The 26703-nt window shown below is 64.7% G+C and carries 27 protein-coding genes; 12 read left to right on the top strand and 15 right to left on the bottom strand.

The features are described from left to right. Positions 1-4: 4 nt before the first annotated feature. From RM192_RS15745 to RM192_RS15720, 6 genes are all read right to left on the bottom strand, one after another. The gene (locus RM192_RS15745; RefSeq protein WP_311508502.1) at positions 5-778 is read right to left on the bottom strand and encodes a hypothetical protein; all 774 of its coding nucleotides are present in this window, start codon (positions 776-778) and stop codon (positions 5-7) included. A gap of 51 nt (positions 779-829) precedes the next feature. Continuing rightward, entirely contained in the window at positions 830-1723 is an 894-nt protein-coding gene (gene folD, locus RM192_RS15740; RefSeq protein WP_311508501.1) for a bifunctional methylenetetrahydrofolate dehydrogenase/methenyltetrahydrofolate cyclohydrolase FolD, read from the bottom strand. Between the two features lie 27 nt (positions 1724-1750). Continuing rightward, on the bottom strand, positions 1751-2050 hold the full coding sequence (locus RM192_RS15735; RefSeq protein WP_311508500.1) for a YggT family protein: 300 nt from the start codon (positions 2048-2050) through the stop codon (positions 1751-1753). A gap of 137 nt (positions 2051-2187) precedes the next feature. Beyond that, positions 2188-2715, bottom strand: coding sequence for a hypothetical protein (locus RM192_RS15730; RefSeq protein ID WP_311508499.1), 528 nt, complete (start codon positions 2713-2715; stop codon positions 2188-2190). Positions 2716-2782: 67 nt separating this feature from the next. Then, positions 2783-3691 (bottom strand): acetylglutamate kinase, encoded by a 909-nt coding sequence (gene argB, locus RM192_RS15725; RefSeq protein WP_311508498.1) that lies wholly within the window; start codon positions 3689-3691, stop codon positions 2783-2785. 64 nt (positions 3692-3755) lie between these two features. Then, positions 3756-4421 (bottom strand): queuosine precursor transporter, encoded by a 666-nt coding sequence (locus RM192_RS15720; protein ID WP_311508497.1) that lies wholly within the window; start codon positions 4419-4421, stop codon positions 3756-3758. A 104-nt stretch (positions 4422-4525) separates the two neighbouring features. Here RM192_RS15720 and RM192_RS15715 point away from each other — a divergent pair, with 104 nt between their 5' ends. Together RM192_RS15715 and RM192_RS15710 are read left to right on the top strand one after the other, a co-directional pair. After that, entirely contained in the window at positions 4526-5782 is a 1257-nt protein-coding gene (locus tag RM192_RS15715; RefSeq protein WP_311508496.1) for a NupC/NupG family nucleoside CNT transporter, read from the top strand. A 14-nt stretch (positions 5783-5796) separates the two neighbouring features. Beyond that, entirely contained in the window at positions 5797-6561 is a 765-nt protein-coding gene (locus RM192_RS15710; RefSeq protein WP_311508495.1) for a hypothetical protein, read from the top strand. On the opposite strand, the gene mutS is transcribed toward RM192_RS15710, so the two are convergent. Beyond that, complete coding sequence (gene mutS / locus RM192_RS15705; protein WP_311508653.1) at positions 6558-9239, bottom strand: DNA mismatch repair protein MutS; 2682 nt, start codon at positions 9237-9239, stop codon at positions 6558-6560. The genes RM192_RS15710 and mutS overlap by 4 nt on opposite strands. Positions 9240-9412: 173 nt before the next feature. Between mutS and RM192_RS15700 the strand changes: the two genes are divergently transcribed. Together RM192_RS15700 and RM192_RS15695 are read left to right on the top strand one after the other, a co-directional pair. Beyond that, positions 9413-11023, top strand: coding sequence for a hypothetical protein (locus tag RM192_RS15700; protein ID WP_311508494.1), 1611 nt, complete (start codon positions 9413-9415; stop codon positions 11021-11023). A gap of 149 nt (positions 11024-11172) precedes the next feature. Then, a complete protein-coding gene (locus RM192_RS15695) occupies positions 11173-13437 on the top strand; it encodes an NADP-dependent malic enzyme (RefSeq protein WP_311508493.1) in 2265 nt (754 codons plus the stop codon). Positions 13438-13439: 2 nt separating this feature from the next. Here RM192_RS15695 and RM192_RS15690 read toward each other — a convergent pair whose 3' ends face one another. Then, positions 13440-14006: a TetR family transcriptional regulator gene (locus RM192_RS15690; protein WP_311508492.1), complete on the bottom strand. Its 567-nt coding sequence runs from the start codon at positions 14004-14006 to the stop codon at positions 13440-13442. 62 nt (positions 14007-14068) lie between these two features. Here RM192_RS15690 and RM192_RS15685 point away from each other — a divergent pair, with 62 nt between their 5' ends. Beyond that, the gene (locus RM192_RS15685) at positions 14069-15100 is read left to right on the top strand and encodes an aromatic ring-hydroxylating dioxygenase subunit alpha (RefSeq protein ID WP_311508491.1); all 1032 of its coding nucleotides are present in this window, start codon (positions 14069-14071) and stop codon (positions 15098-15100) included. Positions 15101-15104: 4 nt separating this feature from the next. On the opposite strand, the gene RM192_RS15680 is transcribed toward RM192_RS15685, so the two are convergent. The 3 genes from RM192_RS15680 to RM192_RS15670 are packed head-to-tail and all read right to left on the bottom strand — an operon-like array spanning position 15105 to position 16908. Continuing rightward, positions 15105-15443, bottom strand: coding sequence for a DUF2322 family protein (locus tag RM192_RS15680; RefSeq protein WP_311508490.1), 339 nt, complete (start codon positions 15441-15443; stop codon positions 15105-15107). Positions 15444-15485: 42 nt separating this feature from the next. Further along, positions 15486-16493, bottom strand: coding sequence for a sulfur carrier protein ThiS (gene thiS, locus RM192_RS15675; RefSeq protein WP_311508489.1), 1008 nt, complete (start codon positions 16491-16493; stop codon positions 15486-15488). 43 nt (positions 16494-16536) lie between these two features. Continuing rightward, positions 16537-16908 carry a MerC domain-containing protein gene (locus RM192_RS15670; protein WP_311508488.1) on the bottom strand — a complete coding sequence of 124 codons (372 nt, stop codon included), beginning with the start codon at positions 16906-16908 and terminating at the stop codon, positions 16537-16539. Between the two features lie 128 nt (positions 16909-17036). Between RM192_RS15670 and RM192_RS15665 the strand changes: the two genes are divergently transcribed. The 4 genes from RM192_RS15665 to RM192_RS15650 all read left to right on the top strand — a co-directional run bounded on the left by RM192_RS15665 (position 17037) and on the right by RM192_RS15650 (position 20089). After that, on the top strand, positions 17037-18089 hold the full coding sequence (locus RM192_RS15665) for a COX15/CtaA family protein (protein WP_311508487.1): 1053 nt from the start codon (positions 17037-17039) through the stop codon (positions 18087-18089). A gap of 152 nt (positions 18090-18241) precedes the next feature. Beyond that, a complete protein-coding gene (gene rplM, locus RM192_RS15660; RefSeq protein ID WP_311508486.1) occupies positions 18242-18721 on the top strand; it encodes a 50S ribosomal protein L13 in 480 nt (159 codons plus the stop codon). A gap of 2 nt (positions 18722-18723) precedes the next feature. After that, positions 18724-19278 carry a 30S ribosomal protein S9 gene (gene rpsI / locus RM192_RS15655; RefSeq protein ID WP_311508485.1) on the top strand — a complete coding sequence of 185 codons (555 nt, stop codon included), beginning with the start codon at positions 18724-18726 and terminating at the stop codon, positions 19276-19278. A gap of 115 nt (positions 19279-19393) precedes the next feature. Next, positions 19394-20089: an HPP family protein gene (locus RM192_RS15650; protein WP_311508484.1), complete on the top strand. Its 696-nt coding sequence runs from the start codon at positions 19394-19396 to the stop codon at positions 20087-20089. On the opposite strand, the gene RM192_RS15645 is transcribed toward RM192_RS15650, so the two are convergent. Then, complete coding sequence (locus tag RM192_RS15645; RefSeq protein ID WP_311508483.1) at positions 20090-20716, bottom strand: SOS response-associated peptidase family protein; 627 nt, start codon at positions 20714-20716, stop codon at positions 20090-20092. It abuts the gene before it with no gap. 28 nt (positions 20717-20744) lie between these two features. On the opposite strand from RM192_RS15645, the gene RM192_RS15640 reads away from it, so the two are divergent. Further along, positions 20745-21509: a class II aldolase/adducin family protein gene (locus RM192_RS15640; RefSeq protein ID WP_311508482.1), complete on the top strand. Its 765-nt coding sequence runs from the start codon at positions 20745-20747 to the stop codon at positions 21507-21509. 32 nt (positions 21510-21541) lie between these two features. After that, positions 21542-22051: a 2Fe-2S iron-sulfur cluster-binding protein gene (locus tag RM192_RS15635; RefSeq protein ID WP_311508481.1), complete on the top strand. Its 510-nt coding sequence runs from the start codon at positions 21542-21544 to the stop codon at positions 22049-22051. 70 nt (positions 22052-22121) lie between these two features. Here the strand turns inward: RM192_RS15635 and RM192_RS15630 are convergent, their stop codons facing one another. Then, the gene (locus RM192_RS15630; protein WP_311508480.1) at positions 22122-24212 is read right to left on the bottom strand and encodes a TonB-dependent siderophore receptor; all 2091 of its coding nucleotides are present in this window, start codon (positions 24210-24212) and stop codon (positions 22122-22124) included. Positions 24213-24410: 198 nt separating this feature from the next. Between RM192_RS15630 and arsC the strand changes: the two genes are divergently transcribed. Further along, positions 24411-24752, top strand: coding sequence for an arsenate reductase (glutaredoxin) (gene arsC / locus RM192_RS15625; protein ID WP_311508479.1), 342 nt, complete (start codon positions 24411-24413; stop codon positions 24750-24752). Between the two features lie 182 nt (positions 24753-24934). Here the strand turns inward: arsC and RM192_RS15620 are convergent, their stop codons facing one another. Beyond that, the gene (locus RM192_RS15620) at positions 24935-26065 is read right to left on the bottom strand and encodes a M14-type cytosolic carboxypeptidase (RefSeq protein WP_311508478.1); all 1131 of its coding nucleotides are present in this window, start codon (positions 26063-26065) and stop codon (positions 24935-24937) included. Continuing rightward, positions 26062-26655, bottom strand: a complete 594-nt coding sequence (locus RM192_RS15615; RefSeq protein WP_311508477.1) for a DUF4136 domain-containing protein — start codon at positions 26653-26655, stop codon at positions 26062-26064. Before RM192_RS15615 ends, RM192_RS15620 begins: the two co-directional genes overlap by 4 nt. Positions 26656-26703: the final 48 nt, after the last annotated feature.

Genomic DNA, 26703 nt, shown 5'->3' with positions numbered 1-26703 from the left:
GCGGTCAGGCTCCATTCGCTTTGAAAGTGCGGGTGATGGCTTCCTGCATCTGGCCGTCTTTCCAGATCCATGCGGTGAAGCGGCGGCTGCCATCGGGCATGACCACCGACCGCCAAGCAAATGTACCGTCGCGCGACTGGCTATCCTTGCTGTCGGACCCGGCGGGGGCGCTTGCGGATGGAATTGGCCCGGCGAGGACGCGCAGCGGCGGCAACTTGCTCACTTCCTTGCGCTCGCGCTTGCTGCCAGGCTGGGGCGCCGTGCCTTCGTCCGGACGTTTGCGCGCCGGGCAATCGGCGACCTTGCCTTCGGCCCAGTCCACGGCGCGCAAGGGCTGGGACAGGTCCTGACCGTCGTCCAGCACCCATTTCCAGTCGGTCTTGCCCTTGAACTGCCGCTGCCAGACGGTGACGTATTCCCCGGTTCCTACAGCAGCGCCCTGCCATGCGCCGAAGGTCAGTCCGGCAGTGCCGTCGCAACTGATCCAGGCGGATTGGGGCGCCCATCTGACCGGAGCGGGTGGGTCGGCCCGGTCCTTCAGCGCGGCCTTGGCCAGCACGCGCTTGCCTTCGAACATCTCTGCGGCATCGTCGGCGGTCTCGCGAAACGCGGTCCACTGGCCCTTCTCGCGGGCGAGGCGGGCAAAGGCGATGTCGGCTGCGATCAGTGCGCTGGGATTGGCATAGGCGCGCTGCGGGCGCTGCCCTGCATCCGGCACAGGCTGGGCGAGGGCTGGCGCCGAAAGGGCAAGGAATGCGAGAGGGATCAGGCGCTTCATGGCGGCAAGCCTAGACGAAGCGGCGTGCCGTGCCCACCCCCGCACGGCGCATCACACCGCGTCGGCGGCAAGCTCCAGTCCGGCGCTGCGATAAGCGGCGACCAGCGCGTTGCGAAGCAGTACAGCGATGGTCATCGGACCCACGCCGCCGGGCACAGGCGTGATTGCTCCGGCCACTTCAGCGACTGAGGCATAATCGACGTCGCCGACCAGCTTCGTCTTGCCCTCGGCAGCACCTGCCACGCGGTTGATGCCGACGTCGATCACGGTTGCGCCGGGCTTGATCCAGTCACCCTTGACCATTTCCGGGCGACCGACGGCGGCAACGACGATGTCGGCGCGCTTCACCACCTCGGCCAGATTCTTCGTGCGGCTGTGCGCGACAGTGACCGTGCAGCTTTCCGCGATCAGCAGTTGCGCCATAGGCTTGCCGACGATGTTCGAACGGCCGATCACCACTGCATCAAGGCCCGACAGGCTGCCAAGCCGGTCCTTGAGCAGCATCAGGCAGCCCAGCGGGGTGCAGGGCACGAAGCCCGGCTGGCCCACCGCAAGGCGGCCTGCGTTGATGACGTGGAAGCCGTCGACGTCCTTGTCGGGCGCAATCGTGGCGATCACCTTCTGCTCGTCCATCTGGGCGGGCAGGGGCAACTGGACGAGAATGCCGTCCACCGACGGATCGGCATTGAGCTGTTCGACCACCGCAAGCAGATCGGCTTCCGACGTATCGGCGGGCAGCTTGTGTTCGAAGCTGTTCATGCCCGCTTCGAGCGTGCTTTTCCCTTTGGAGCGCACGTAAACCTGACTCGCGGGGTCTTCGCCCACCAGCACGACGGCGAGGCCCGCCTTGCGCCCGGCCTTGGCCTCGAACGCAGCAGCAAGTTCGCCCACGCGCGCGCGCAGGGTGGCGGCAAAGGCCTTTCCGTCGATCACGGCAGCAGTCATGGAAATTCGTCCCGTCCCGGTCTGGTGTCAGACGCCCGCCGTCGAGGCGGCAATGCCGCTCAGCAGGATCGTCAGCAGATTGAGGCCAATGATCAGCACCATCGGCGAAAAATCGATCGCGCCGGTATCGGGCATGATCTTGCGGATGGGGCGCAGAAGCGGTTCGAGAATGGCGTTGAGCGCCTTCCAGATCGCCGCGACTGCATTGTTCTGCATGTTCACGACGTTGAAGGCGATCAGCAGGCTGAGCACGAACTGGACGATCACCACGATCACGATGATGTTGACGAGGTAATTGATCATCGAGATCAGCGTGTACAGCAGCATGGTGCGCGTTCCTTGTCAGCGAGAGCCTTTACGCTCCTAGCCGACCCTCTCCCAAGGCCACAAGTGCCCCAATCGCCGCAACCATAGGTGCGACGGCAAGTTCTGTATGTGTTACTTACGAAATTGGCAAGGGCCGGTCAGATCGCCAGCGTGGTCGATTCAACGTGCCAGCGCAGCTGTTCGGTACTTGCACCGTCGACATCGTTGACGCGGCGGATGGTCACTTCGCCGCGTAGCGTCCGCTTGCCGTCGACGATGGTGACGGGCGCGGTGTAGTAGAGTGAGCCTGCCGCGCCTTCCTGCGTCCCGGTGCCGACCGAAACTTCGGGAGCGAGCAGCGTGCTCCACTTCGCGGCGAAGGCCTCTTCGCTCATCCCGCTGCGCTCGCCCTTGTCGCCCCAGAACCCGCGCAGCGCTTTCCAGTCGCGCGCTTCAATGGTGGCTGCGAAAGCGTCGAGTGCTTCGATGGGGTTGCGGGCGTAGGACGGCTTGCCGGGACCGGTAGGGGCGAGAGGCGGCTGCGCGGCCGGCGTGGGCGTGGGGGCCACCGCCACAGTCTCGCTGGCGACCGGTTCAGGCGCGGGGGACGCAGGCCCCTTCTGGCAGCCGCCGAGATGGAAGACGAGCGCGGATGCCAGCGCGGCGACAAGACAGGAGCGGACCATGCCGCACCAGCGAGCGGCGCGCGGTTCCGTTCCCGTCGTTCACCCGATTGTCAGGCGCCCGACCGCTTCAAGCCCGGATCAGTGTGCCCGCGCCTTGCGCCGTGAAGATTTCCAGCAGCATGGCGTGCGGCACGCGGCCATCGAGCACGACGGTCGCCTCGCACCCGGCCTCGACCGCGTGGACGCAGGTTTCGAGCTTGGGAATCATGCCGCCGCTGATCGTGCCGTCCTCGGCCAGCCGCCGGATATCGGCAGGGCGAAGGTCGGTCAGCAGGTTCTTGTCCTTGTCGAGCACGCCCGGCACGTCGGTCAGCAGGAACAGCCGCGATGCCCCCATGGCAGCAGCGATGCAGCCGGCCATGGTGTCGGCATTGATGTTGTAGGTCTCGCCGTCCGCGCCCACGCCGATCGGCGCGATCACCGGGATCATGCCGGCGGCGCAGATCGTGTCGATCACGGTGGTGTCGATGTGTTCAGGCTCACCCACGAAGCCGAGGTCCACCACCAATTGTTCGCCGCTCTCGTCCGCAATCGCCTTGGGGGCCTTCTTCGACTGGACCTTGCGCGCCAGCACCATGCCGCCGTCCTTGCCGGAAATGCCGATGGCCTTGCCGCCCGCACGCGCGATCCAGCCGACCAGTTCCTTGTTGATCGCGCCGGCCAGCACCATTTCGGCAACCTCGGCGGTCTGCTTGTCGGTGACGCGAAGGCCATCGACAAACTGCGATTCGATGCCGAGCGCTTTCAGCATCCGCCCGATCTGCGGCCCGCCGCCGTGAACGACCACGGGGTTGATGCCCACGGCTTTCAGCAACACCACGTCCTGCGCAAAATCGTGCGCCAGTTCGGGATCGCCCATGGCGTGGCCGCCATATTTGACCACGAAGGTCTTGCCGGCATAGCGCTGAAGATAGGGCAGCGCTTCGGTAAGCGTTTCGGCCTTGGCGAGCATAGCGGGATCGTGGTTCTGAGACATGATGCGCGCCCTTACGCGCAAAGCGTGCGGAATCCAATATTGAGGATCGCGCCCGCTCGGCAGGTCATGCCGTGCGGTCGAGCCACTGGCCCAAGCGCACAAACACCCAGATCAGTGGTGGCACCATGATCGTGGACAGGACCAGCTTGGAAATGATCTGCCCTTCCATGATCGAAACGATCGGCAGATCCTGCCCGTAGAACGAGATAGTGATGAACAGCACGGTATCGACCACCTGGCTGAGCATCGAGGCCAGCCACGCCCGCAGCATAAGCAGCCGTCCGCGCCCGCCCGCAATCCGCGAAAACAGATAGACGTTGAGCGTCTGCGAGGTGCCGTAGGAAATCAGCCCCGCAAACTGCATCCGCGCGCCTTGGCCGAGCAAACGGGCAAAGGCATCCTGGTCGGTCCAGAACGGCGCGGGCGGAACCGCGTGGATGACGGTCGTCAGCAGGATCATCGAGACGATCAGAGGCACGAAGCCAAAGCGGACCAGCCGGTTGGCCGTTTCCTGCCCGAACAGTTCGGCGGTGGCGCTGGCCATGACCACCAGCAGCAGGAAAGCGAAGATCCCCGATTCGACCGCCAGATCGCCCAGCAGTGGCCAGTGCCCGAGCGATGCCAGCTTGGTGCCGAGCACGCCTGCCAGCACGCACAAACCGCCGTAAAGCAGCGCACAAGCGAACAGAGAACGGGGGATTGTGGGCTGCGGGATCGCGTTATCGGGCATCACGGGCCGATAGCGCGCTTTTAACCCGCCGCCAATTCGCTATTAGGTTCGCTTGAAACCATTTCCTGATCCCCATTTGTTTTTCTGGAGCCTTGCCCCGCCCGATGCGTGTAGTGTTCAGTCTGCTCGGGATGCTGCTCATCCTTGCAATCGCCTTTGCCCTGTCGTCCAATCGCCGTGCGATCCGGCTGCGCGTGGTCGCCGCTGCCTTTGCGCTTCAGGCAGGACTCGCCGCGCTGGTGCTCTATGTCCCGCTCGGCAACCGCATGCTGCAGGGCGCGGCCACAGGCGTCGAAGGCCTGCTCGGCTTTGCTCGCGCTGGCGTTGCGTTCCTGTTCGGGCCGCTGGCTGATCCTGCCATCGGCGGCACCAGCTTTGCCATATCGGCCCTTCCGGTGATCGTGTTCTTCGCCGCGCTGATCTCGATCCTCTATTACCTCGGCGTGATGCAACTGGTGATCCGCTGGATCGGCGGTGGGCTGGAAAAGGTTACAGGCATCAGCAAGGTCGAATCGCTCTGCGCCGCCAGCAACATCTTCGTCGGGCAAAGCGAATCGCCGCTGGTGATCCGGCCCTATCTCGCCGCGCTAGGTCCCTCTCAGTTGTTCTGCGTGATGACCGTGGGCATGGCGGGCGTGGCGGGCACGATCCTTGCCGCCTATGCCAGCATGGGTATTCGCATAGATTATCTGGTGGCCGCCGCGTTCATGTCGGCGCCCGGCGGCATTCTCATGGCCAAGCTGATCATGCCCGACGAGCCGCCCTGTCCGGCGGAAGTTGCTGATGAAGCCTTGCCCAACCCCCATGTAAAGCCCAGCCTTGCCTCCGACGAGGAAGAGCGCCCCGCCAACATCATCATGGCCGCAAGCCAGGGCGCGCAGACCGGCGTGAAGCTGGCGGTGGCAGTGGGCGCGATGGTGCTGGCCTTCGTCGCGCTGGTGGCGCTGGCCAACGGCATACTCGGCTGGCTCGGCGGCTGGTTCGGCATGCCGGACCTCTCTTTCCAGATGATTCTAGGCTACATCTTTGCCCCGGTGTTCCTGCTGTTGGGAGCGGACGGTTGGGCCGAAGCGATGCAGGCGGGCGGCCTGTTCGGCAGCAAGATCGTCCTTAACGAATTCGTCGCCTTCATCGAACTGGGCAAGGACACCGCGCTTTCCGCCCACACCGTCGCCATCGTCACCTTCGCGCTGTGCGGTTTTGCCAATTTCAGCTCGATCGCCATTCAGATGGCAGTGACCGGCGGCCTTGCCCCGAACCAGCGCCCGGTGATCGCCAAACTTGGCATTCGCGCGCTGGTCGCAGGCGCGCTAAGCAACCTGATGAGCGCGGCATTGGCGGGGCTGTTCCTGTCGCTATAAGCTCCGGAGCGACCATGACTGACGATATGAAGGATACCTTGAGCAAGGTTCCGGCGCTGACGTTGGGCTTCTGGATCATCAAGATCCTTGCCACCACGCTGGGCGAGACGGCGGGCGATACCGTCAGCATGACGATGGACTTGGGCTATCTCGTCGGCACCGCGCTGTTCGGCGGCGTGCTGATCGTGTTGGTCTGGGCGCAGATCAAGGCGCGCAAGTTCCACCCCGCGCTCTATTGGGCAACGATCATCGCCTCGACCACGGCGGGCACGACGCTGGCGGATTTCGCCACGCGTTCCCTCGGCATCGGCTATCCCGGTGGATCACTGCTGCTGTTCGCCCTGGTGTTGGCGGCGCTGGCCAGCTGGCGCATGAGCGAAGGCAGGATCGACGCGGACGTGATCACCACGCCGCGCGCCGAAGGCTTTTACTGGCTGACGATCACGTTCTCGCAGACGCTCGGCACCGCGCTGGGTGACTGGGTCGCCGACAATCCTGCGTTGGGATATGGCGGCGCGGCGCTGCTGTTCGGCGGATTGCTGGCGCTGGCGGCGGCCTTGTGGTTCGCAACCTCGATCAGCCGCGTCGTGCTGTTCTGGGCGATCTTCATCCTGACCCGCCCGCTCGGCGCAACGGTCGGTGATTTTCTCGACAAGCCGGTGGCCAGTGGCGGCCTGGAGTTCAGCCGTCCCTTGGCGTCGCTGGTGCTGGGCGTGGCAATTGTTGCGCTGGTCATGCTGTTGCCGCAACGCGCCGGGGATCACCCGCGTAAGGGCTAACCGTTCGCTTGCGCTTTAAGCTGATAGAGTATGTCCAGCGCTTCGCGCGGGGATAGCGCGTCGATGTCGAGATCGTTGAGAGCCACGCGCAAGGCGTCGACCTTTTCCTCGGCAGCCTCGATGGCGGCGGCAAACAGGGGCAGGTCGTCAAGGCCAGCCGCGAGGCCTCCGGTCGCCGCGCGGCCCTTCTCCAGCTTTTCGAGCACCGATTTCGCGCGCTTGACCACCGGTGCGGGCACGCCTGCCAGCCGCGCCACGGCAAGGCCATAGGATTTGTCCGCCGGTCCTTCGGCCAGTTCGTGCAGCAGGACGAGATCGCCTTTCCACTCGCGCGCGCGAACGTGGTGGAGCGACAGCGCCTCGCAGCTTTCGGCGAGCCGCGCGAGTTCGTGGTAATGCGTCGCAAACAGGCAGCGACTGCGGTTGATCGAATGGACCGCCTCGACCACCGCCCATGCCAGAGCGAGGCCGTCATAAGTAGACGTGCCGCGTCCCACTTCGTCGAGAATGACAAAGCTGCGCTCGGTCGCCTGGGCAAGGATCGCAGCGGTTTCGACCATCTCGACCATGAATGTGGACCGCCCGCGCGCAAGGTTGTCCGACGCGCCCACGCGGCTGAACAGGCGGTCGACCATGCCGATCGTCGCGGCCTGAGCGGGCACGAAGCCGCCCGCTTGCGCCAGCAGCACGATCAGCGCGTTCTGGCGCAGGAAGGTCGATTTACCGCCCATGTTGGGGCCGCCGATCAGCCAGAGGCGCGACGTCTCAGCCCCCCCCTCTCCCGTTCGTGCTGAGCCTGTCGAAGCACGGTTGCCCGACGCCTGTGCTGCGGCAGGCTCAGCACGGCCGGGTTTTGGAGTGTTGAGGTAGCAGTCGTTCGCCACAAAGCGCTCGCCCTTGGCGGCCAGCGCAGCTTCGACCACCGGATGCCGTCCGCCCACGATTTCAAGGCACGGTTCATCCACCACGCGCGGCAAGGCCCAGCCGCCCTCGGCCGCGCGTTCGGCCTGCCCTGCGGCGACGTCGATGCGGGCGAGCGCGGCGGCGGTTGCCGCGATGGCTTCCCGGGCGCGGACGGCTTCGCCCACCAGTTCCTCGAAGTGTGCTTCTTCGGCGGCGAGCGAATGGCCGCCGCTCTCGGCAATGCGGCTGGCTTCCTCGTGCAGCGCCAGCGCATTGAAGCGCACCGCGCCTGCCATGGTCTGGCGGTGGGTGAAGCCCGATTCGGGGGCCATCATCCGGTCGGCATGGCGGGCAGGCACTTCGATGAAATAGCCGAGCACGCCGTTGTGGCGGATCTTGAGCGCGGCAACGCCCGTCTCGTCGCGGTATTTCGCTTCCAGCGCGGCAATGGCGCGGCGCGCATTGCCCGACATGCGGCGCAGTTCGTCGAGCCCGGCGTCATAGCCTTCGGCGATGAACCCGCCTTGCGAGCGCTCCGTCGGCGGTGCGGGCACCAGCGCGCGGGCGTAAAGGTCGACCAGCGCGTCGTGGCCTGCGAGCGATGGCAGTAAGTCATCGAGCGGTGCTGGCCGGTCGGTGCGGGCGCGCAGGATGTCGTGCAGGCGCCGCGCTTCGGCCAGACCATCGCGCAACTGCCCAAGATCGCGTGGGCTGCCGCGTCCTGCCACGATCCGGCCCAGCGCACGGCCCACATCGGGGAGAGAGCGCAGCACCGCGCGCACGTCGCCGCGCAGCAGCGGATCGTCGTGCAGCCAGCTGACCAGTTCAAGCCGCCGGTAGATGGCGCGCGAATCGGTGAGTGGTGCGGACAGGTCCTCGGCCAGCAACCTTGCACCAGCCCCGGTCACGCAGCGGTCGATCGCCTCGACCAGACTGCCGCGCCGCGTTCCGCCGGTGCTGGTGAGGATTTCGAGGCTGGCGCGCGTTGCCTCGTCCATCGCCATATGCGCGCCAGTCTCCCGCGCTACCGGCGGCAGAAGCAACGGCAGCGCGCCGCGTCCGACATGATCGAGGTATGTGATCAGCCCGCCTGCTGCCGAGAGCATGGCGCGGGAGAACTGACCGAAGCCGTCAAGCGTGGTGACGCCGTGCACGGCTTTCAGCCTCGTCTCGCCCTCGTCGCTGGAGAAGGACCGATTCGGGCGCGGCACGTATCCGAACGAGGCTGTGCTTGACGACTCTGGCCAGTTTTCGGGCGCGACGATCTCGGTCGCGCCAAGCCTTGCCAGCGCCGCGCCGATCTGGTCGGCGCTGCATTCCTCCAGCTCCATCCGGCCCGTCGAAATGTCGCAGGCCGCGATGCCGATGAGCCCTCGCACCTCGCACACCGCCGCCAGCATGTTGGCCCGGCGCGGTTCGAGCAGTGCCTCCTCGGTCAGCGTACCGGCGGTGACGAAACGAACGATGTCGCGTGCCACCAATGCCTTGGAACCGCCACGTTTCTTGGCTTCTTCGGGCGTTTCGACCTGTTCGGCGATGGCTACGCGGCACCCGGCCTTGATCAGGCGGGCAAGGTAGCCCTCTGCCGCATGAACCGGCACGCCGCACATCGGGATCGGCAATCCGCCATGCTCGCCCCGGCTGGTCAGCGCGATGTCGAGCACCTGCGCCGCGATCTTCGCATCGTCGAAAAACAGCTCGAAAAAGTCGCCCATGCGGTAGAACAGCAGGCTGTCTCCGGCCTGCTGTTTAAGTGCAAGATATTGCACCATCATCGGAGTTGGGGCATTAGGGGTCACGCGGTGGTGGCTAGACCAGCCGCGCGTGTTTCTCAAACCATCAACACCGGATATCCGCAACTCCGCGCCACAGGGCTGGAGACGGCTCCGGTCTTGTGGGGGGTATGGTCGGTTTGACGCAAGTCCGCGAAAAGGATTGGATGCAGGGCATGAAGGCCCTGTGGGCACGTGCCGGAGCGTTGCCGTGGCTTTCCGGCCCCGGCATCATTGTCGGCGTACTGCTGATCTGCCTGCCTTTCGCGCTGGTCGATGTGCCGCCTTTGATCGACATTCCGGGCCACATGGGCGCCGCAGCAATCGAGGCGGCTGGCCCCGGCAATCCGCTCGAAAAGTACTTCACCTGGAAATGGGTGTTCACGCTGAACATCGGCGGCGGCGTGCTGATGAAAGTGCTGGGCGCGCAGTTCGGCATCCTTGCCGCCGGGTGGTGGAGCACGGTGCTGGCTACCGGCCTGTTTGCCGGCGGATGCCTGTGGACGATCCGCATGCTCAATCCCAAGGGCGGGCACGCGGCGGCATGGTCGCTGATGTTCGTGTTCAGCTTCCCGCTGCTTACGGGCTTCCTCAACTACATTCTCGCCTCCGGGCTTTCGCTGACGGCCTTCGGCGCCTCGCTCTGGCTTGAACAGAAGAACCCGCGCGCGCGCGCCGCCATGCTGATCGTCGCTCAGCCGGTGGCGATGCTATGCCATGCGATTGGCGGACTGCTACTGGCGCTGATGGTCGGCGCTTTTGCCGTGGGCCGTGCGATCGACGAGCTGCCCGAAGGCTGGCGTTGGCGCGACCTGACCAATCGCCAATGGCTGAAAACGCTCGACTGGAAGGCCATTGGCCTGCGGTTCTGGCAGGCCTGCTGGCCGCTGCTCGCCACGGTCATCACTATCCTGCTGTGGAAGGCGTTCTCGCCCGAAACAAAGTCGATGAACATCTGGCGCTGGGACCAGAAAGCCTGGTCCTTCGTGCTGACCCTGCGCGATCAGAACCAGATTCTCGATGCCGGCACCACTATTGCGGCCTGCCTGCTCGTGCTCGTGGGCCCGTTCCTCGGCGCGCGCTGGCGCTGGCGGCAGGGATTGCCCGCATTGATCGTGTTCGCGCTGTTCCTTGCGATCCCGAGCGACATCAATGGATCTTCGTTTGTCGATATTCGCCTGCTGCCGGTTGCCGCCATGCTCGGCCTCGGGCTGCAGGACTGGAGCGGCGCGCGAAAGCCGGAATGGGCCAGGATGGTCGCCTATGCCGGGATGGGCTTGCTCGCGGTGCGCCTGACGGTGACGGCGGTCAGCTTCTCGGATTATGCCGAGGATTACAACAAGCAGCTCGCGGCACTGACTCATGTCGAGCCGGGCAGCCGCGTGCTCGCCTTCGTCGAGCATTCCTGCCTCGATGAATCATGGCGCAATACCCGCCGCGATCATCTTGCCAGCCTTGCCAGTCTCTACCGGCAGGCATGGGTGAACGACAACTGGGCGGTGCCCGGCCTGCACATGGTAGTGCCGCGCTTCCGTCCTGGCCGCAATTTCACCGCCGATCCTTCGGAATTCGTGTGGTCGCGCGGCTGCGCAGGTGGCTGGCGGCGCAATGTCGACAGCGCGCTGAAGGCTGCACCGATCGAACGCGTCGACTATGTCTGGCTGATCGACACCGGGTTGCCGCAGCGCGCCGATCCGCGTCTGCAGCTGGTCTGGCAGGAAGGCCGCAGCCTCCTGTTCAAGGTGCGCCGCCTCGGCATACCGACATGGAAACCGCGCGACTTCTGACCGTGAGCACTTTCCGACCGGAAACGATTGCGCGAATCCGGTAAAATCGGCAGATTCCTATCGATGGGATGGCGGCTGCGCGCCTTGACGTAGCGTCAAAGGTCGGACAGTGCCGTTTGCCTGATACCGGCCAATATACGGGGGATACCATGTCCGAGGAAAGCAACGTCCGCTTCACCGAACGCGAGGCGCTTTTCTATCACAACACGATCCGCCCCGGTAAGATCGAAATCATCGCCAGCAAGCCGATGGCAACACAGCGCGATCTGTCGCTGGCCTATTCGCCGGGCGTGGCCGTGCCGGTCCGCGCCATCGCCGACAATCCCGCCGACGCCTATGAATACACCGCCAAGGGCAATCTGGTTGCGGTGATTTCCAACGGCACCGCCATCCTGGGCATGGGCAATCTCGGCGCGCTGGCATCCAAGCCGGTGATGGAAGGCAAGGCGGTGTTGTTCAAGCGCTTTGCCGACGTCGATTCGATCGACATCGAGCTTGATACCGAAGACGCCGACAAGTTCATCGAAGCCGTGGCCCTGATGGAGCCGAGCTTTGGCGGGATCAACCTTGAAGATATCAAGGCGCCCGAATGCTTCATCATCGAGCAGGCGCTGAAAGAGCGTCTCAAGATCCCGATCATGCACGACGACCAGCACGGCACCGCGATCATTTCGGCGGCGGGCCTGCTCAACGCTTGCCACCTGACCGGGCGCAAGCTGAATGAGGTCAAGGTCGTGGTCAATGGCGCGGGCGCTGCTGCCATCGCCTGTACCGCGCTGATCAAGGCGATGGGCGTGCGCCACGACAACGTGATCATGTGTGATCGTTCGGGCGTGATCTATCGCGGCCGTGAAGGCGGCATGGACCAGTGGAAGAGCGCGCACGCGGTCGATACCGAAGCGCGCAGCCTCGAAGACGCGCTCGTCGGTGCCGACATCTTCCTTGGCCTGTCCGCAGCAGGGGCGCTCAAGGCCGACTGGATGATGAAGATGGCGCCGCAGCCGATCATCTTCGCCATGGCCAATCCCGACCCGGAGATCACCCCGCCCGAAGCCAAGGCGATCCGCCCGGATTGTATCGTCGCCACGGGGCGTTCGGACTATCCGAACCAGGTCAACAACGTGCTCGGCTTTCCGTTCATCTTCCGCGGCGCGCTCGATGTTCGCGCAACCGCGATCAACGAAGAGATGAAGATCGCTGCTGCTGAAGCCATTGCCCAGCTCGCGCGCGAACCGGTGCCCGAGGAAGTGGCGGCGGCCTATGGCATGAACCACACGTTCGGGCTCGATTACATCATCCCGGCGCCGTTCGATCCGCGCCTCATGGAAGTCGTGTCATCCGCCGTGGCCAAAGCGGCGATGGACTCGGGCGTGGCGCAAAAGCCGATCGAGGATTTCGACGCCTATCGCAACAGCCTGAAAGCGCGCCTTAATCCAACCACATCGGTGCTGACCAATGTCTTCGCCCAGGCCAAGGACAATCCCAAACGCGTGGTCTTTGCCGAGGCCGAGAACGAAGTGGTGCTGCGCGCAGCGATTCAGTTCAAGGACTTCGGCTATGGCTCGCCGGTGCTGGTTGGCCGTACGCAAGGCGTGATCGACAAGCTGACCGAACTCGGCGTCAGCGATCCGTCATCGTACGAAATCCATAACTCGGCCGTCTCGCCGCTGGTGCCCGAGATGGTTGCTTATCTCTATGAGCGTCTCAAGCGCCGCGGCTACATGGAGCGCGACGTCAAGCGCATGGTCAATCAGGACCGCAACGTCTTCGCCTCGCTGCTCGTTGCGCTCGGCCATGGCGATGCGCTGATCACTGGCATGACGCGCACTTTCGCGCAGTCGATGAAGGAAGTGCGCCGCGTGCTTGATCCCAAGCCCGGCCACCTGCCCTTTGGCATCCACCTGATGGTCGCCAAGAACTACACCGTGTTCCTTGCCGATACGACGGTGAACGAACGCCCCTCGGCCGAAGACCTCGCGCATATCGCCAAGGAAACCGCAGCCGTCGCGCGGCGCATGGGCCACGAACCGCGCGTTGCGTTCCTGTCCTATTCGACCTTCGGCAATCCCTATGGCCGCTGGCTCGATACGGTGCGCGGCGCTGTGTCGATCCTCGATGCCGAAGATCCCGGCTTCGAATACGAAGGCGAAATGGCGCCCGACGCCGCATTGAACCCCAAGGTCATGGCGAACTATCCGTTCTGCCGCCTTTCCGGCCCTGCCAATGTGCTGATCATGCCGGGCCTGCAGTCGGCCAACATCTCGGCCAAGCTGCTGCGCGAACTGGCAGGCAATGCCGTCATCGGCCCAATGCTGCTCGGCATGGAAAAGCCGGTGCAGATTGCCGCGATGACCTCGATCGCGCCCGATATCCTGACGCTGGCCGTTCTGGCGGCAGCGGGTATCGTCGGCTGATTTCAGGCGACGGCCTCGGCAACGAGGCCGTCGACCAGCATGCGCAGGCCCTTGGCATAGCTCGCCTCAAGGTCAAACATGCCCGAGAGATACGCGGCCATGGCCGCGTTCTCGTGATAGATCGCCCAGCCGAGCGTCAGCGACAGGACTGCGGCCTGCGCTTCAAGCGCATCGCTTGCGCCAAAGCCGAGCGCGCAAAGCGGTTCGGCCATTTCGCGCGCGGCATCTTCCTCTGGCCGCGCCAGCGGGCTGGCGATGGCCAGCAGTCGCGCCGAATCGCGATGCTGGCGCAGCACTTGCGCCAGGCCCTTGCCGAGCCGTTCGAGCCAAGCGCGTGCATCGCGGCAATCGGAGAGCCCGGCGCGACTGCGCGCATAGATGTCCAGCGCCATCATCGATGTCAGGTCCGCCTTGTCGCGCACGTGCCAGTACAGCGCGGGGGCCTGCACCGAAAGTCTCGCCGCCAGCGCCCGCATGGTGATGCCGTCGAGCCCCACATCGTCCAGCAGCGCGAAAGCCGCGCGGAGAATGGATTCCCTGTCGATCGATATGTCACGCTGGCGGGCCATGCGGGGGGTTTGACAATTTAACAACGTTAAGTAAAGTGATGCTGCCGTTTGGGAGAACCGCAATGATTCACGTACGCAACGCCTGGCACGTCGCCTGCTGGTCGATGGACCTTGAAACCGTAAAGCCGCTCGCTCTGACCTTGGCGGGTGATCCGGTCGTGCTGCTGCGCACCGAGAGCGGGAAGCTCGTCGCGCTTGAGGATCGCTGCGTGCACCGGCTCGCACCGCTCTCGCTTGGCCGGTGCGAGGGGGAAACCCTGCGCTGCATGTATCACGGCTTTCGCTTCGCCGCGGATGGCGCCTGCATGGAGATTCCGGGGCAGGACATGATTCCTGCCGCAGCAAGGGTGCGGGCCTATCCGGTGGAGGAGCGTCACAGCTGGGTCTGGGTCTGGCTGGGCGATCCGGCGCTGGCGGACCCGGCGCTGATCCCGCAGGCGGTCGGCTTCGACGATCCTGACTACATTCTCGGGCGCGGCCAGCTTGACTACAAGGCGAACGCGCAGCTCATCCATGACAACTTGTGCGATTTCACGCATCTCTCCTTCGTCCATTCCGCCAGCTTTGGCGCGAACGACGAGTGGGCCAGGACGCGTCCGAAAATCACGCAACTGCCACGCGGGATTCGCTTTGAACGATGGGTGCGCGGACAGGGCGGCTTCCGCGCAGGCGGAGAACCGGTCGATGTCTGGTCAAGCTACGAATATCACGTGCCCGGAATCCTGCTGATGCCGACGGCGTCTTATCCTGCCGGTACGGCCGATGCGCTGGGCGATGCTCCGCCCCCTGCAGACATGCCGTGCACCGGGGTGACTTTTACGAGCCAGGCCGTGACCGCGCTGACCGACACGACCAGCCGCTATTTCTTCAGCTGGGGTCCGCACCGCGATCATGGCGACGAAGCGCTGCGCGATATGCTGATGGGCGTCGCCGCAATGGCCTTTGCCGAAGACAAGACCATGATCGAGGCGCAACAAGCCGTGATCGACCGCGATCCATCACGCGGCCCCATGCCCGCGACGTTCGACAAGGGTGTGGTGCTGTTTCAGCGGCTCGTCGCGCGGTTGGCGCAGGAAGAAGTCAGCGCCGCCTGAGCGCTCAGCCCTTTGCCGGAACCACAGAGATCTCCAGCGGAGTGGCACCGGCGACAATCGCCAGCAACCGGTCGACGTTGGGATGCGCGCCGGGGCGCAGGCGCGCGTCGGCGGTATGCTCGCCGAACACGAGCAATCCATGCTGCGCGGCGTCCGTGTCCAGCTGCCCGAACGCGAGCTTCAGATAGTGGTAAACTGCCACCGAGCCTTGCTTGCCCGGCTGGTTCTCGATGGTCGCCGCCAAGGCTCCCGCCTCATCCGTCAGGTCGATCCGTTCCACCGCGTCGATCTTCGGCAACTGGGCCAGATTGTCCTTGAATACTGCGCCGGGCGTAATCTTCATGCGTGTCACAAATAATCCTGCGTCATTGTCCGGGCCGGGAGATCAGATCAGGCCCGCCAGAGGGCTTGAGGGATCGGCGTACTTGCGGGTCTGCATGCGGCCCGCAAGATAGGCGTCGCGCCCGGCCTGCACTGCCAGCTTCATCGCGCGGGCCATGCGGATCGGGTCCTTGGCCTCGGCGATGGCGGTGTTCATCAGCACGCCGTCACAGCCGAGTTCCATGGCGACCGCCGCTTCCGAGGCCGTGCCCACGCCCGCATCGACCAGTACCGGCACTTTGGCGCCTTCGACGATAAGACGCACGGTCACGCGGTTCTGGATGCCGAGGCCCGAACCGATCGGCGCCCCAAGCGGCATCACCGCCACCGCGCCCACGTCTTCCAGCTGCTTTGCCGCAATCGGATCGTCGACACAGTAGACCATCGGCAGGAAGCCTTCCTTGGCGAGCACTTCGGTCGCGCGGATGGTTTCGATCATGTTGGGATAGAGCGTGCGCGCCTCGCCCAGCACCTCCAGCTTCACCAGATCCCAGCCGCCAGCCTCGCGCGCCAGGCGCAGCGTGCGGATCGCGTCTTCGGCGGAAAAGCACCCTGCGGTGTTGGGCAGGTAGGTGATCTTCTTCGGGTCGATATAGTCGGTCAGCATCGGCGCCTTGGGGTCCGACACATTGACGCGGCGCACAGCGACCGTGACGATTTCTGCGCCGGAAGCTTCGACCGCAGCGGCGTTCTGCTCGAAGTCCTTGTACTTGCCGGTGCCCACGATCAGCCGCGAAGTGAATGTGCGGCCCGCAACGGTCCAGGTGTCTTTGGGCCAGGTGTCTTGATCAATCACGTCGCTCTGTCCTCCACCCACGAAATGCACGATTTCCAGCACGTCCCCATCGGCAATCTGGACATTGGCCAGCGTCGAACGGGGCACGATCTCGCCATTGCGCTCAACCGCGACCTTGGTGGGTTCCAATTCGAGACTGCGCACCAGATCGGCAATTGATCCGGGCGCGGCGCGGCGCGGCTCTCCGTTGACGGTAAGGGATAGCAGTTCAATCATGCCGCCCGCTTTAACGAGGGCGGGCCGGGGCGCAAGCGTGCGCTTAGTGCGCGCCCCGGATGTTAAGGAGATGCGCGCCCGCGACGAGGATCACGCCGCAAACCGTCAGCACAACTTCGGCATTGCCGTGGCCGACCGCAACCGCCCCTGCCATCAGGCCGAGGCCGGTGCCGCCCACTGCGAGCGGCAGAAACCGGCCGTGCCGCAATGCACCGATGCCGATGGTCGCGGCGCCGATCACCAGCGCAAAGGCAAGGCCCCAGCGGTGGATGTCGGGGTTGAGCAGCGCAGTGCCGCCAAGCCCGAGCATACCGACGAGGAAGATGCCCGCGACACAGTGAATCAGGCACAACCCCGAAAGGAGCACGCCGATCCGGTCCAGCCGGGCACGCAAGGCAAGCATGGTGTCACTCATCTATGGCCCATATATGTTATACTGTATCATTGCGCAAGAGGCGCCCGGTCCGGGGTGTCCCAAGGGGCGCAGGCCATGCCCGACAATCCCACTTGCGATTCGGCAGGCGCGGGAGCAGGGCGCTGGTCATGACCGTAGTTTCATCGCCTGCCACCCGCACGAACGCGCTGGCGCTCGCACGCTGGCTGTTCGTCGTCGCCTTCATGGTCGTCGCCATAGTGGTCGTCGGCGGCATCACGCGCCTGACCGAATCAGGTGTTTCGATCACCGAATGGAAGCCGGTTTCGGGCACGATCCCGCCGATCACCGATGCACAATGGCAGGCCGAGTTCGACGCTTATCGCGCCACGCCGCAATACCAGCTGGTCAACGGCCCGGCAGGGATGACCATCGCCACCTACAAGTTCATCTTCTTCTGGGAATGGGTCCACCGCCTTCTCGCGCGGACGATCGGACTCGTCTTTGCCGCGCCGCTCGCATGGTTCTGGATCAAGGACCGCATCCCGCAGGGCTACAAGCCGCGTTTGCTGGCCCTGCTGGCGCTGGGCGCGGCGCAGGGCGCAGTCGGCTGGTGGATGGTCAAGTCGGGCATCGTCAATGATGTGAAGGTCAGCCACTTCCGCCTTGCCACGCACCTGCTGGTCGCGTTGTTCACCCTTGGCGGCCTTGTGTGGACTGCGCTCGATCTGATCGCACTGGCTAAGGGCGAGCGGCGGGCAAGGCTCGGCGGCCTTGGCGCGCTGGCGCTGGCGGCGCTGGTGATCCAACTGTTTTACGGCGCACTTGTGGCTGGTCTGCGCGCGGGCACCTCGGCAGGCGCGGGCTGGTTCAGCATGGACGCCTGGCCGCTGATGCAGGGCAGCTTCTACCCCGACGGCGTCGACTGGACGCTGGGCGCTGGCCACGCCGTCCTGTCCGACGTGTTCCTCGTCCACTTCATCCACCGCTGGTGGGCATGGGTGGTCGTCGCGGTGCTGGTGGCGGTCGCGCGCAAGCTGCGCAAGACAGACCGCAAGGCATCGGTCGTGCTGCACGCTGTGTTCGGCACGCAAGTCCTGCTCGGCATCTTCACCGTGTGGAGCGGAGTCAGTATCTGGATCGCGGTCCTGCACCAGTTGGTGGGTGCGGTGTTGCTCGCCACTACGGTGTGGAGCGCCCATATTCTGGGCACGCGGCGGTAGCGAAAAACGAGAAGGTATTATTTTACCTCTCCCAAAACCCGCTGTTTGCTTGACTCTGGTGGGCATTTGCAACAAAGGCGCGCTTCCTTCGTCGTGAGGCCTGCGGATTTCCGCATCAATCGACGCACAGAAATCCAGGGAACCGAAGCGCCATGAAGGCACTGAGCAAGGTCACCCGGTCGATCAAACCGGCCGAGGTGGTAAAGAACTGGCATCTTATCGATGCCGAAGGTCTGGTGGTTGGCCGTCTGGCTGTCATCATCGCCAACCGTCTGCGCGGCAAGCACAAGCCGAGCTTCACGCCCCACGTCGATTGCGGCGATCACGTTGTCGTGATCAACGCCGACAAGGTGCGCCTGACGGGCAACAAGCTGAAGAACAAGATCTATTACAAGCACACCGGTTATGCCGGCGGCATCAAGGAAGTCACCGCGGACAAGGTCCTCGGTGGTCGCTTCCCTGAGCGCGTGCTTGAAAAGGCGGTTGAACGCATGATCCCGCGCGGTCCTCTCGGCCGTGCGCAGATGCGCGCCCTTCACCTCTATGCAGGGGCTGAACACCCGCATGCAGGCACCCAGCCGGTGGCGCTCGACGTCGCTTCGATGAACCGCAAGAACAAGGTGGGTGCATAATCATGGCCGAAACCGAAAACACCGTATCGAGCCTGTCGGATCTCAAGGATCTGACGGCTGCTGCACCTGTCTCGGCTGCGTCTGATGGCGTTGGCGAAGCTGGTGAAGTTGCCGCTCCCGTCATTCGCACGGGTCCCCCGGCACCGATCCGCGACCGCGAAGTCGATGCCCAGGGCCGTTCGTATGCAACCGGTCGCCGCAAGGACGCTGTTGCCCGCGTGTGGCTCAAGCCTGGCTCGGGCAAGGTCACCGTCAATGGCCGCGATCAGGCCGTCTACTTCGCCCGTCCGACCCTGCGTCTGGTGATCAACCAGCCGTTCCAGGTTGCCGGTCGTGAAGAGCAGTACGACATCGTCTGCACCGTCAAGGGTGGCGGCCTTTCGGGCCAGGCCGGCGCGGTAAAGCACGGCATCGCTCAAGCCCTGTCGAAGTTCGAACCCGAACTGCGCAGCGCCGTCAAGGCAGCCGGCTTCCTGACCCGCGATCCGCGCGTCGTGGAACGCAAGAAGTACGGCAAGGCAAAGGCACGCAAGAGCTTCCAGTTCTCGAAGCGCTAATCGCTTCGGCTGCTTGGCCACAAGAAATCAGGGGCTGGCCTTCGGGCTGGCCCCTTTTTTCTTGCCTGCGCGGTGCTTGCATCTGAAAGAGCGCGCAGACGAGAGGGCCCCAGCGATGTTCAGGTTTCCGAGGCCAACCGCCATCGGCCAACTCCGTTTCGGCGGAAGGCTCGGTTGGGCGCGCGGGGCGATTGGTGCGCTGATCGGCGTGGCGCTGGCAGCGGTGTTCGGCCTGACTGTTCCCGATGCCTATCACTGGCCGTGGATCGTGGCGCCGGTTGGCGCTTCGGCAGTGCTTGTCTTTGCCGTTCCCGCAAGCCCTCTGGCGCAGCCCTGGCCGGTGTTTGGCGGCAATATGCTCGCTGCCCTGACCGGGCTGGTGGTGGGCCATGTGATCGGCCTTCCTGTGCTGGCGGCGGGGATTTCGGTCGGCCTCGCGATTGCCGCGATGACGTATGCGCGTTGCCTCCATCCTCCGGGCGGAGCCTGCGCCATTCTCGGGGCGCTGGCCGCATCGTCACCCGGCGGCGGATGGATGAGCCTGTTGCTGCCGCTCGGCCTCAATCTTGCGGCCCTGATCGGTGCAGGCTGGCTTTACAACAACCTCACCGGGCACGCCTGGCCGCACATCCCGGTGCAGGCCCCCCCGATGCCCAAGGGCACTTGGGCCGGGAGCTATGACCGTGCCGATCTCGACGCTGTCCTCGACGAGTGGGACGAAGTGCTCGACGTAAACCGGCAGGACCTCGATTCCCTTTTCCGCGCGGTCGAACGCCGGGTGCTCCGGCGCTGGGAGGACGATCTCAAGTAGTCAGAACAGGCTGGGCTGTGCCGGTGGCGGCTCCGCAATGTCGACCTCGATCATCGCGTCGTCTGGATAGGGCCGCTGCATCCCTGCGGCGCCTGCGCCATCGGCCGAAAGCCAGCGAGCCGCTTCCAGGCTGGAGCCGAGGATGACGGGCATCGCCTTGGGGTGGACAGCGCCGACCAGCGCGTTCGCCTCGCACGTCAGGAACGCAAAGCGGGGGCCGCCCTCTGCCTGCCGCCACAGTCCGGCAAAGGCGAACAGCGGTTGGTCCTTGAGCGCGAACCAGTGCTTGCGCTTGCGCCCGGTGGCGGCATCGGGCTTCTGCGACCATTCGGAAAACTCGGTAACCGGCACGATGCAGCGCCGCGCCGGATCGGCCAGCGCGCTGCACCACATTGGCGAGGCGAGATTGCGGATGTTGGTCACCGGGCGCCTGATTTCGCCAAATGGCGGCCAGCCCCAGCGCATTGTCTCGATCCGCCGCGAGGCACCGTCTGCCACCAGCACGGGGGCATCGCGGTCGGGGTAGATCTCGTGGAATGCGGGCACGTTCGCCTGCGCATTTGCCACCGGGGCGAACAGGTGCACCATGGCTTGCACGTTGCTGGTCATGCGATAGAGGTTGCACATAGCAACTATAATATCCGGAGAGCGCGTGATGGCCACCCACTTGCGGTCCAATATCGATTGCAGCGATGCCGAATGGCATGCGCGACAGGAACTGGCTGCCTGCTACCGCATCTACGATCACCTCGGCTGGTCGGAATCGATCTACAACCATATCTCGCTGAAAGTGCCGGACGAAGACGGTGCTTTCCTGATCAACCCGTTCGGGCTGCTCTATTCCGAGGTCACCGCCTCCAATCTCGTCAAGATCGACATCGATGGCAACAAGCTGGACAGCAGCGAGTATCCGGTCAACCAGGCCGGCTTCACCCAGCACGCCTATTTCCACCGGCACCTGCCCTGGGCCCATGCCATCGCGCATGTCCACACGACCGAGACGATGGCGGTGTGCAGCCTCGAAGAAGGGCTGATGCCGATCAACTTCTACGCCTGCAACTTTGCGAACCAACTCGCCTACCACGAATTCGAAGGCGTGACGGTGCGAGCAGAGGAGGGTGAGCGGCTGCTCGCCAACCTTGGCAACAAGCGTATCCTCATGCTGCGGAACCACGGCCCGGTCGTGCTCGCGCCCACGCTCCAGCAGATGTTCATCATGCAATGGGCCTTGCAGCGCGCTTGCGAAATCCAGATCGCCACGCTGTCGATGGGCCAGCCGGTGGTGCGCGTGCCCGATGAGGTCGTCGCCGTTCACCAGCGCGACCTTGGACAGGTCAGCGCGGGCGGCGCGGCTGGTGCTGCGGACTTTGCCGCATGGACGCGGCGGATCGACAGGATCGATCGCGGCTGGCGGGATTGATGCGGCGGCAGTTCACGGGCTAGAGCAGCACCATGGCCCGCCTCACCGTCAACAACCAGCCCGTCCAGTATCGCCTTGATGACGATACGCCGCTGCTCTGGGCGCTGCGCGATGCGGCGAATCTGACGGGGACCAAGTATGGCTGCGGCACGGGCGAGTGCGGCGCCTGCATGGTCATCGTCGATGGGCAGGCCCTGCCAAGCTGCACGCTGCTGCTGGGCGAGGCCGAGGGCCGCAACGTTACCACGATCGAGGGTTTATCGGGCGACCGTTCGCACCCGGTGCAGCAGGCGCTGGTGGCCGAACAGGCAATCCAGTGCGGCTTCTGCACGCCCGGCATCGTCATGGCCGCCGCTGCTCTGCTCGCCACCAACGCCAGCCCGACCGACGAGGACATTGGCCGCGCGATCACCAACATCTGCCGCTGTGGCACCTATCCCCGGCTCACGCGTGCGATCCAGCGCGCGGGCCGGGTCATGCGCGGCGAGGAAACACTCAGTGCCGCCCCGCCACCGGCCGTGGTGGCACCGGGGGCGGGCTGAACATAAGGCCTGCCGGGGGTGGCGCTCCCCTCCGTTGCGAATGGGGGGTAGAGGAGAGCGCCGGGGGGGCTTAGAACTTCGCCTTGATCGACACGCGGGCGTTGATCGGTTCGCCGGTCGAGATGTTGTTGTCGGTGTGGGCCGAGGGGAAGTAGTCGGTGTCGGTCAGGTTCTCGACATTGAGCTGCACCGAGAAGCGGTCCGAGATGTCGTAGAACACCGCGGCATCGACACGGGTGAACGCAGGCAGGGTCACCGCGTTGCTGATCGTGGTAAAGCTCTTCGACTGGTGGGTCACGCCAAGGCCCACCCCGATCTGCTTCGTGATGTCGTAGCGGCTCCATGCGGCAAACTGGTGGCGCGGCAACTGCGCAAGCTTTCGTCCGGCAGGCGCTGCCGTGGTGGACGACCGCACTTCGCCTTCCTGCAACGTATAGCCGACGCTCATCTGCAGATCGGGCAAAACGCGGCCCGCCAGCGAAAGCTCTATGCCCTTGGTGCGGGTCTTGCCGGAAAGTTCGGGAAGGCCGGTCACCGGGTTGTTGAAGCGCGAGTTGTCGCGCTCCAGCCGGTAGGCGGCGGCAGTGAACGCGAGCGCAGGGGTGATGTCCCACTTCATGCCGGCTTCGAGGTTCTCGAACTGCTCGGGCGCCAGCGTTGCCTGAGTGGCGTCAAGTGCGCCGAACTGGTCGCCCGATTGCGGCAGGAAGCTGCGCGTGAAACTGCCGTAGAACGACATTTCCTTGCGCGGCTTGAGCACCACGCCAAAGCGGGGCGACCACTTGCGATCGGTTCGCTGCGCTGCAACGCCGTTGATCGCGTTGCGCCCGGAGATGCGAAATTCGTCGAACCGCACGCCTGCGACAAGCTGAAGGAACGGGGCCAGCTCCACCTGATCCTGAACATAGGCGGACAGGGTGCGAACGTCGGTCTTGCTGTTGGTTACCAGCGCACCGAATGCAAAGGCCGGCATGACGATGCGCTCTGCCAGAGCGACTGTGGCGTTGTTGCTGTTGCGGCGGGTGGAGAGCGTGTCCTGATTGGCAGCTTCAACCCCTGCGAGCAAGGTATGGCCGATGCCGCCAGTGCTGCCGGTCCAGACGAGGTTGGCCTGGCCGACCCAGCTGTCACGCACATTGCCGCTCTGATAGCCGGTGAGCGGCACCGTGTTGGTAGCAGTGTTGACCGCGCCGCTGGCGAAGACGTTGCCGTAGAGCTTGTCGGTATGCGTATATTGGCCAAGCACGTTGAAACTGAGATTGTCAGCCAGATCGTGATCGACGCGCGCCTGCGCGATGTGCGCCTTCACCGTGGCGAGGTTCAGTGCCTCGGTGCCGAAGAACGTGTCGTCATAACCGGTCAGCGGCTTTCCGCCGAGCGAAGGCACGCCGCGATCGGTGGTGCGGCGGTCGTCGTCGTAGTTGTATGATAGTTCGATACGTGTGGCGTCGCCCGGTTCGAACGCCAGCGTCGGGTTCACGCCAATGAAGCGGCCCTCGAAGTTCTGGCGGTGGTTGTCGAACTCCTCGTACGTCGCATTGAGGCGTCCGGCGACCTGCTCGGTCAGCGGCTGGTTGAGGTCGGCGGCGAGCGCAAAGGCGCCGAAGCTGTCGACATTGATGTCCGCTCCGCCCTTCGTGCGGCCAAGGTCGGGCGTCTTGCTCACGCGGTTGATCACGCCGCCGCCGCCGCCACGGCCGAACAGCAGCGCGTTCGCGCCTTTCAGCACTTCGACGCGCTCGATGTTGTAGAGCGAGCGGTAGTACTGCGTGTCGTCGCGGAGGCCGTCGAGATAGAAATCGGCGGTCGTGCTCTGGCCGCGCAAGGTGATCTGATCGCGGTGGCCTTCGCCCTGGCCGAGCACGACGCCCGGAACGTAGCGCAGCGCATCGCCGAGTTGGGTGATGGCCTGATCGTCAAGCTGTTCGCGGGTGAGGACGGTAATTGTCTGCGGCACGTCGACCAGCGGGGTGGGCGTCTTGATCGCGTTGGCGTCGACCGGGCGGTAGCCATCGGCCGTGCCGGTCACCACGATGACCGTGCCGGAGGGGTCGGCGTCGAATGCAGCATCTGCAGGAACATCTGCGAGGACTTCTGCGGCTAGGGCCGGGGCTGGCACGAGCATGGTTCCGGCGAGCAGCAGCTGGGCAAAACGGATCACAAGCAATTCCCTGTAGTCGATTATCATTCGCAAGAAGGCACCTATTGCGAGTCAGTCGCATGTGCAAGCGGATAATTGAGAATTTTTCGCAATAAGCTTGATGCAGATCAATGCCTGGCCGGAATGTGGCGGTTGCGCGCCCTGCAGGTTGGGTTAAACAGCCGCCAGACATGGCAATCTGCTTGAGGAGTGAGGGCGATGAAGGCAACGATCTGGCACAATCCCGGCTGCGGAACCTCGCGCAACACGCTGGCGATCCTGCAGGAATCAGGCGCTCAAGTGACGGTGATCGAATACCTCAAGGCCCCGCCCAGCGCCGAAAAACTGGCCCAGCTCTATGCCGATGCAGGAATTACGCCGCAGCAGGGCTTGCGCCTGAACGGCACCGATGCCGAGGAGCGCGGACTGCCACAGGCAGATGACTCTGCCGTGATCGCGGCAATGGTCGCCGAGCCGAAGCTGATCGAACGCCCATTGGTCGAGACCGACAAAGGCGTGCGCCTGTGTCGTCCGAAGGAAAAGGTGCTGGAAATCCTCTGACCGCGCCGTTCGGCGGGATCAGAACGGCAGTGGCTTGCCTGCAAGGATCAAGGCAAATGCGCTGCCCAGGACGACGAGCTTGCGCAAGGCCTCCTGCAGCGGAAGCGGGGCGTGGATCAGGGCGATAGCGCGGGCCATGCGGCAGCCATGCGCCCCGATCCCTTAACAGCCGGTAAAAGCGCTCAACCGTCCAGCCATTCAAGCAGCGACGCGAGGCAATCGCGCGCGAGGGCCTTGGAGCGTTCCGGGCTCCACCCCTGCACGGCGCAGGGCAGGTCGTCATTGTCCTTGAACGGCATTTCCAGCGTGAACGCGACACAGCCGAACCGCTGCGCAACCTGGTTGGTCGACATCGTCAGATTGGCGCGGCCCGGTGCAGCGGTGGGATAACCGCGCCTGGTCTGGAAATCGGGCGTGCGGCGTTCAAGGATACTGCGATAGCGCGCGTAGCCCTCGCCCAGCGTATCGGTCCAGCCGGGGATGCCTTCGAACCCGGCGATGAACACGTAAGGAATGGCCTCGTCGCCGTGGACGTCCATGGCGAAGTGGACGCCGGTTTCATCCATCGCATTCCGGATGGCGAGGACTTCGGGCGATCGTTCGGGCGTCGGCTCATGCCATTCGCGGTTGAGGTTCACGCCCGCAGCATTGGTGCGCAAGTGGCCCCGGCACGATCCATCGGGATTGGCATTGGGCACAACATGAAAGCGGCAAAGCTGGCGCAGCTTCCGGGCGTGCGGGTCCGCCGGATCGGTCAGCATTTCCAGCGCGCCTTCCATCCACCATTCGGCCATCGATTCGCCGGGATGCTGGCGGGCATAGAGCCAGACCTGTTTGGGGCCGTCGCCCATGGACAGGCAATCGATCGGCTGGCCTTCGATGCTGGTGCCAAGGCAGCGATAGTCTACCCCGTCACACCCGGCCGTCGCAGCGACGAGATCGTGATGCCGCTCCATCGAATAGGGCGCGAAATAGGCGAACCAGCAGGTGCCGGCAGATGGCGTGTGGCGGATGGTCAAGGTGCCGCCGTCTTCCTTGGCGTCATAGGACGTCTCAGTGCGGCCCCAGAACTCGCGGTCCTCGGAAAACGCAGCGCGGTAGGCAGGCCAGCCGCCGGGATAGGCCGATGCGCCCAGGCCGGTGATCTTCAATTCCAGTTTGCGGCCCGCAGCCCCATCGACGCGGAAGTGAAACCACTGGAAGAACTCGGACTCCCTGTCCTTGCGGATGGCAAGACGGGCACTGGCGCCGTTGACAGAGAGGACTTCGATGTTGCCGGAATCGAAAGCGGCATTGATGCGGATATCGGTCATTTGACCGTGATAGTCTCGCCCGAGGTTCCGGGGAAGCCTGCGAACAGCGCATGCGCCAGACGGGGCGCGGTGAGCGCCGGAGCGGAGTCCTTCGCTTTCGCATTTTCGCGCGTCTCGGCCCGGCCTTCCCACAAGGCCTCGCCGGTGCGGCGGTCGCGGATGCGCACGGACAGGCGGGTGGTCGTCCATTCCTTCGGCCCGCCGCCCAGATTGAAGCCGAGCCCCAGTCCCACGCCGCCGCCATAGCTCCCGGTCGATCCGCCCACGCCAACGCTGACCGGACTGCGCCCGCGTTCACGGCGCTGGGTGTCACGGTCCACCATGACCTCGGCCACGGCGTCAACTGCGCCGGGGGTTGCGCTGCCAAAGCCTGCTGCGGTGAGTTCACGCGCCACCGCATCGCGCCACACGCCCGCTTCAAGGCTGGCGGGATCGCCGCCGGACGCCGATTCGATGATCACCGCAGCGCCCTTGAGCCGGGGGAGTGTCTGCGCGGTGTGGAAGCGGGTGACGTCGACCGGCGCAGGCTTTGCTGCGAGCGGCGTTGCGGACAGCCCGGCAAGGGCCAGTGCAGCGGCGAGGCGTTTCATTGTTCGGGCATCCCATCGTTCACATGCCAGAGTGGAGAGCCTGCGCCC

Source organism: Novosphingobium sp. MMS21-SN21R, from assembly GCF_031846015.1.
Taxonomy (GTDB): Bacteria; Pseudomonadota; Alphaproteobacteria; order Sphingomonadales; family Sphingomonadaceae; genus Novosphingobium.
This window is presented reverse-complemented; position numbering and strand designations above follow the sequence as displayed.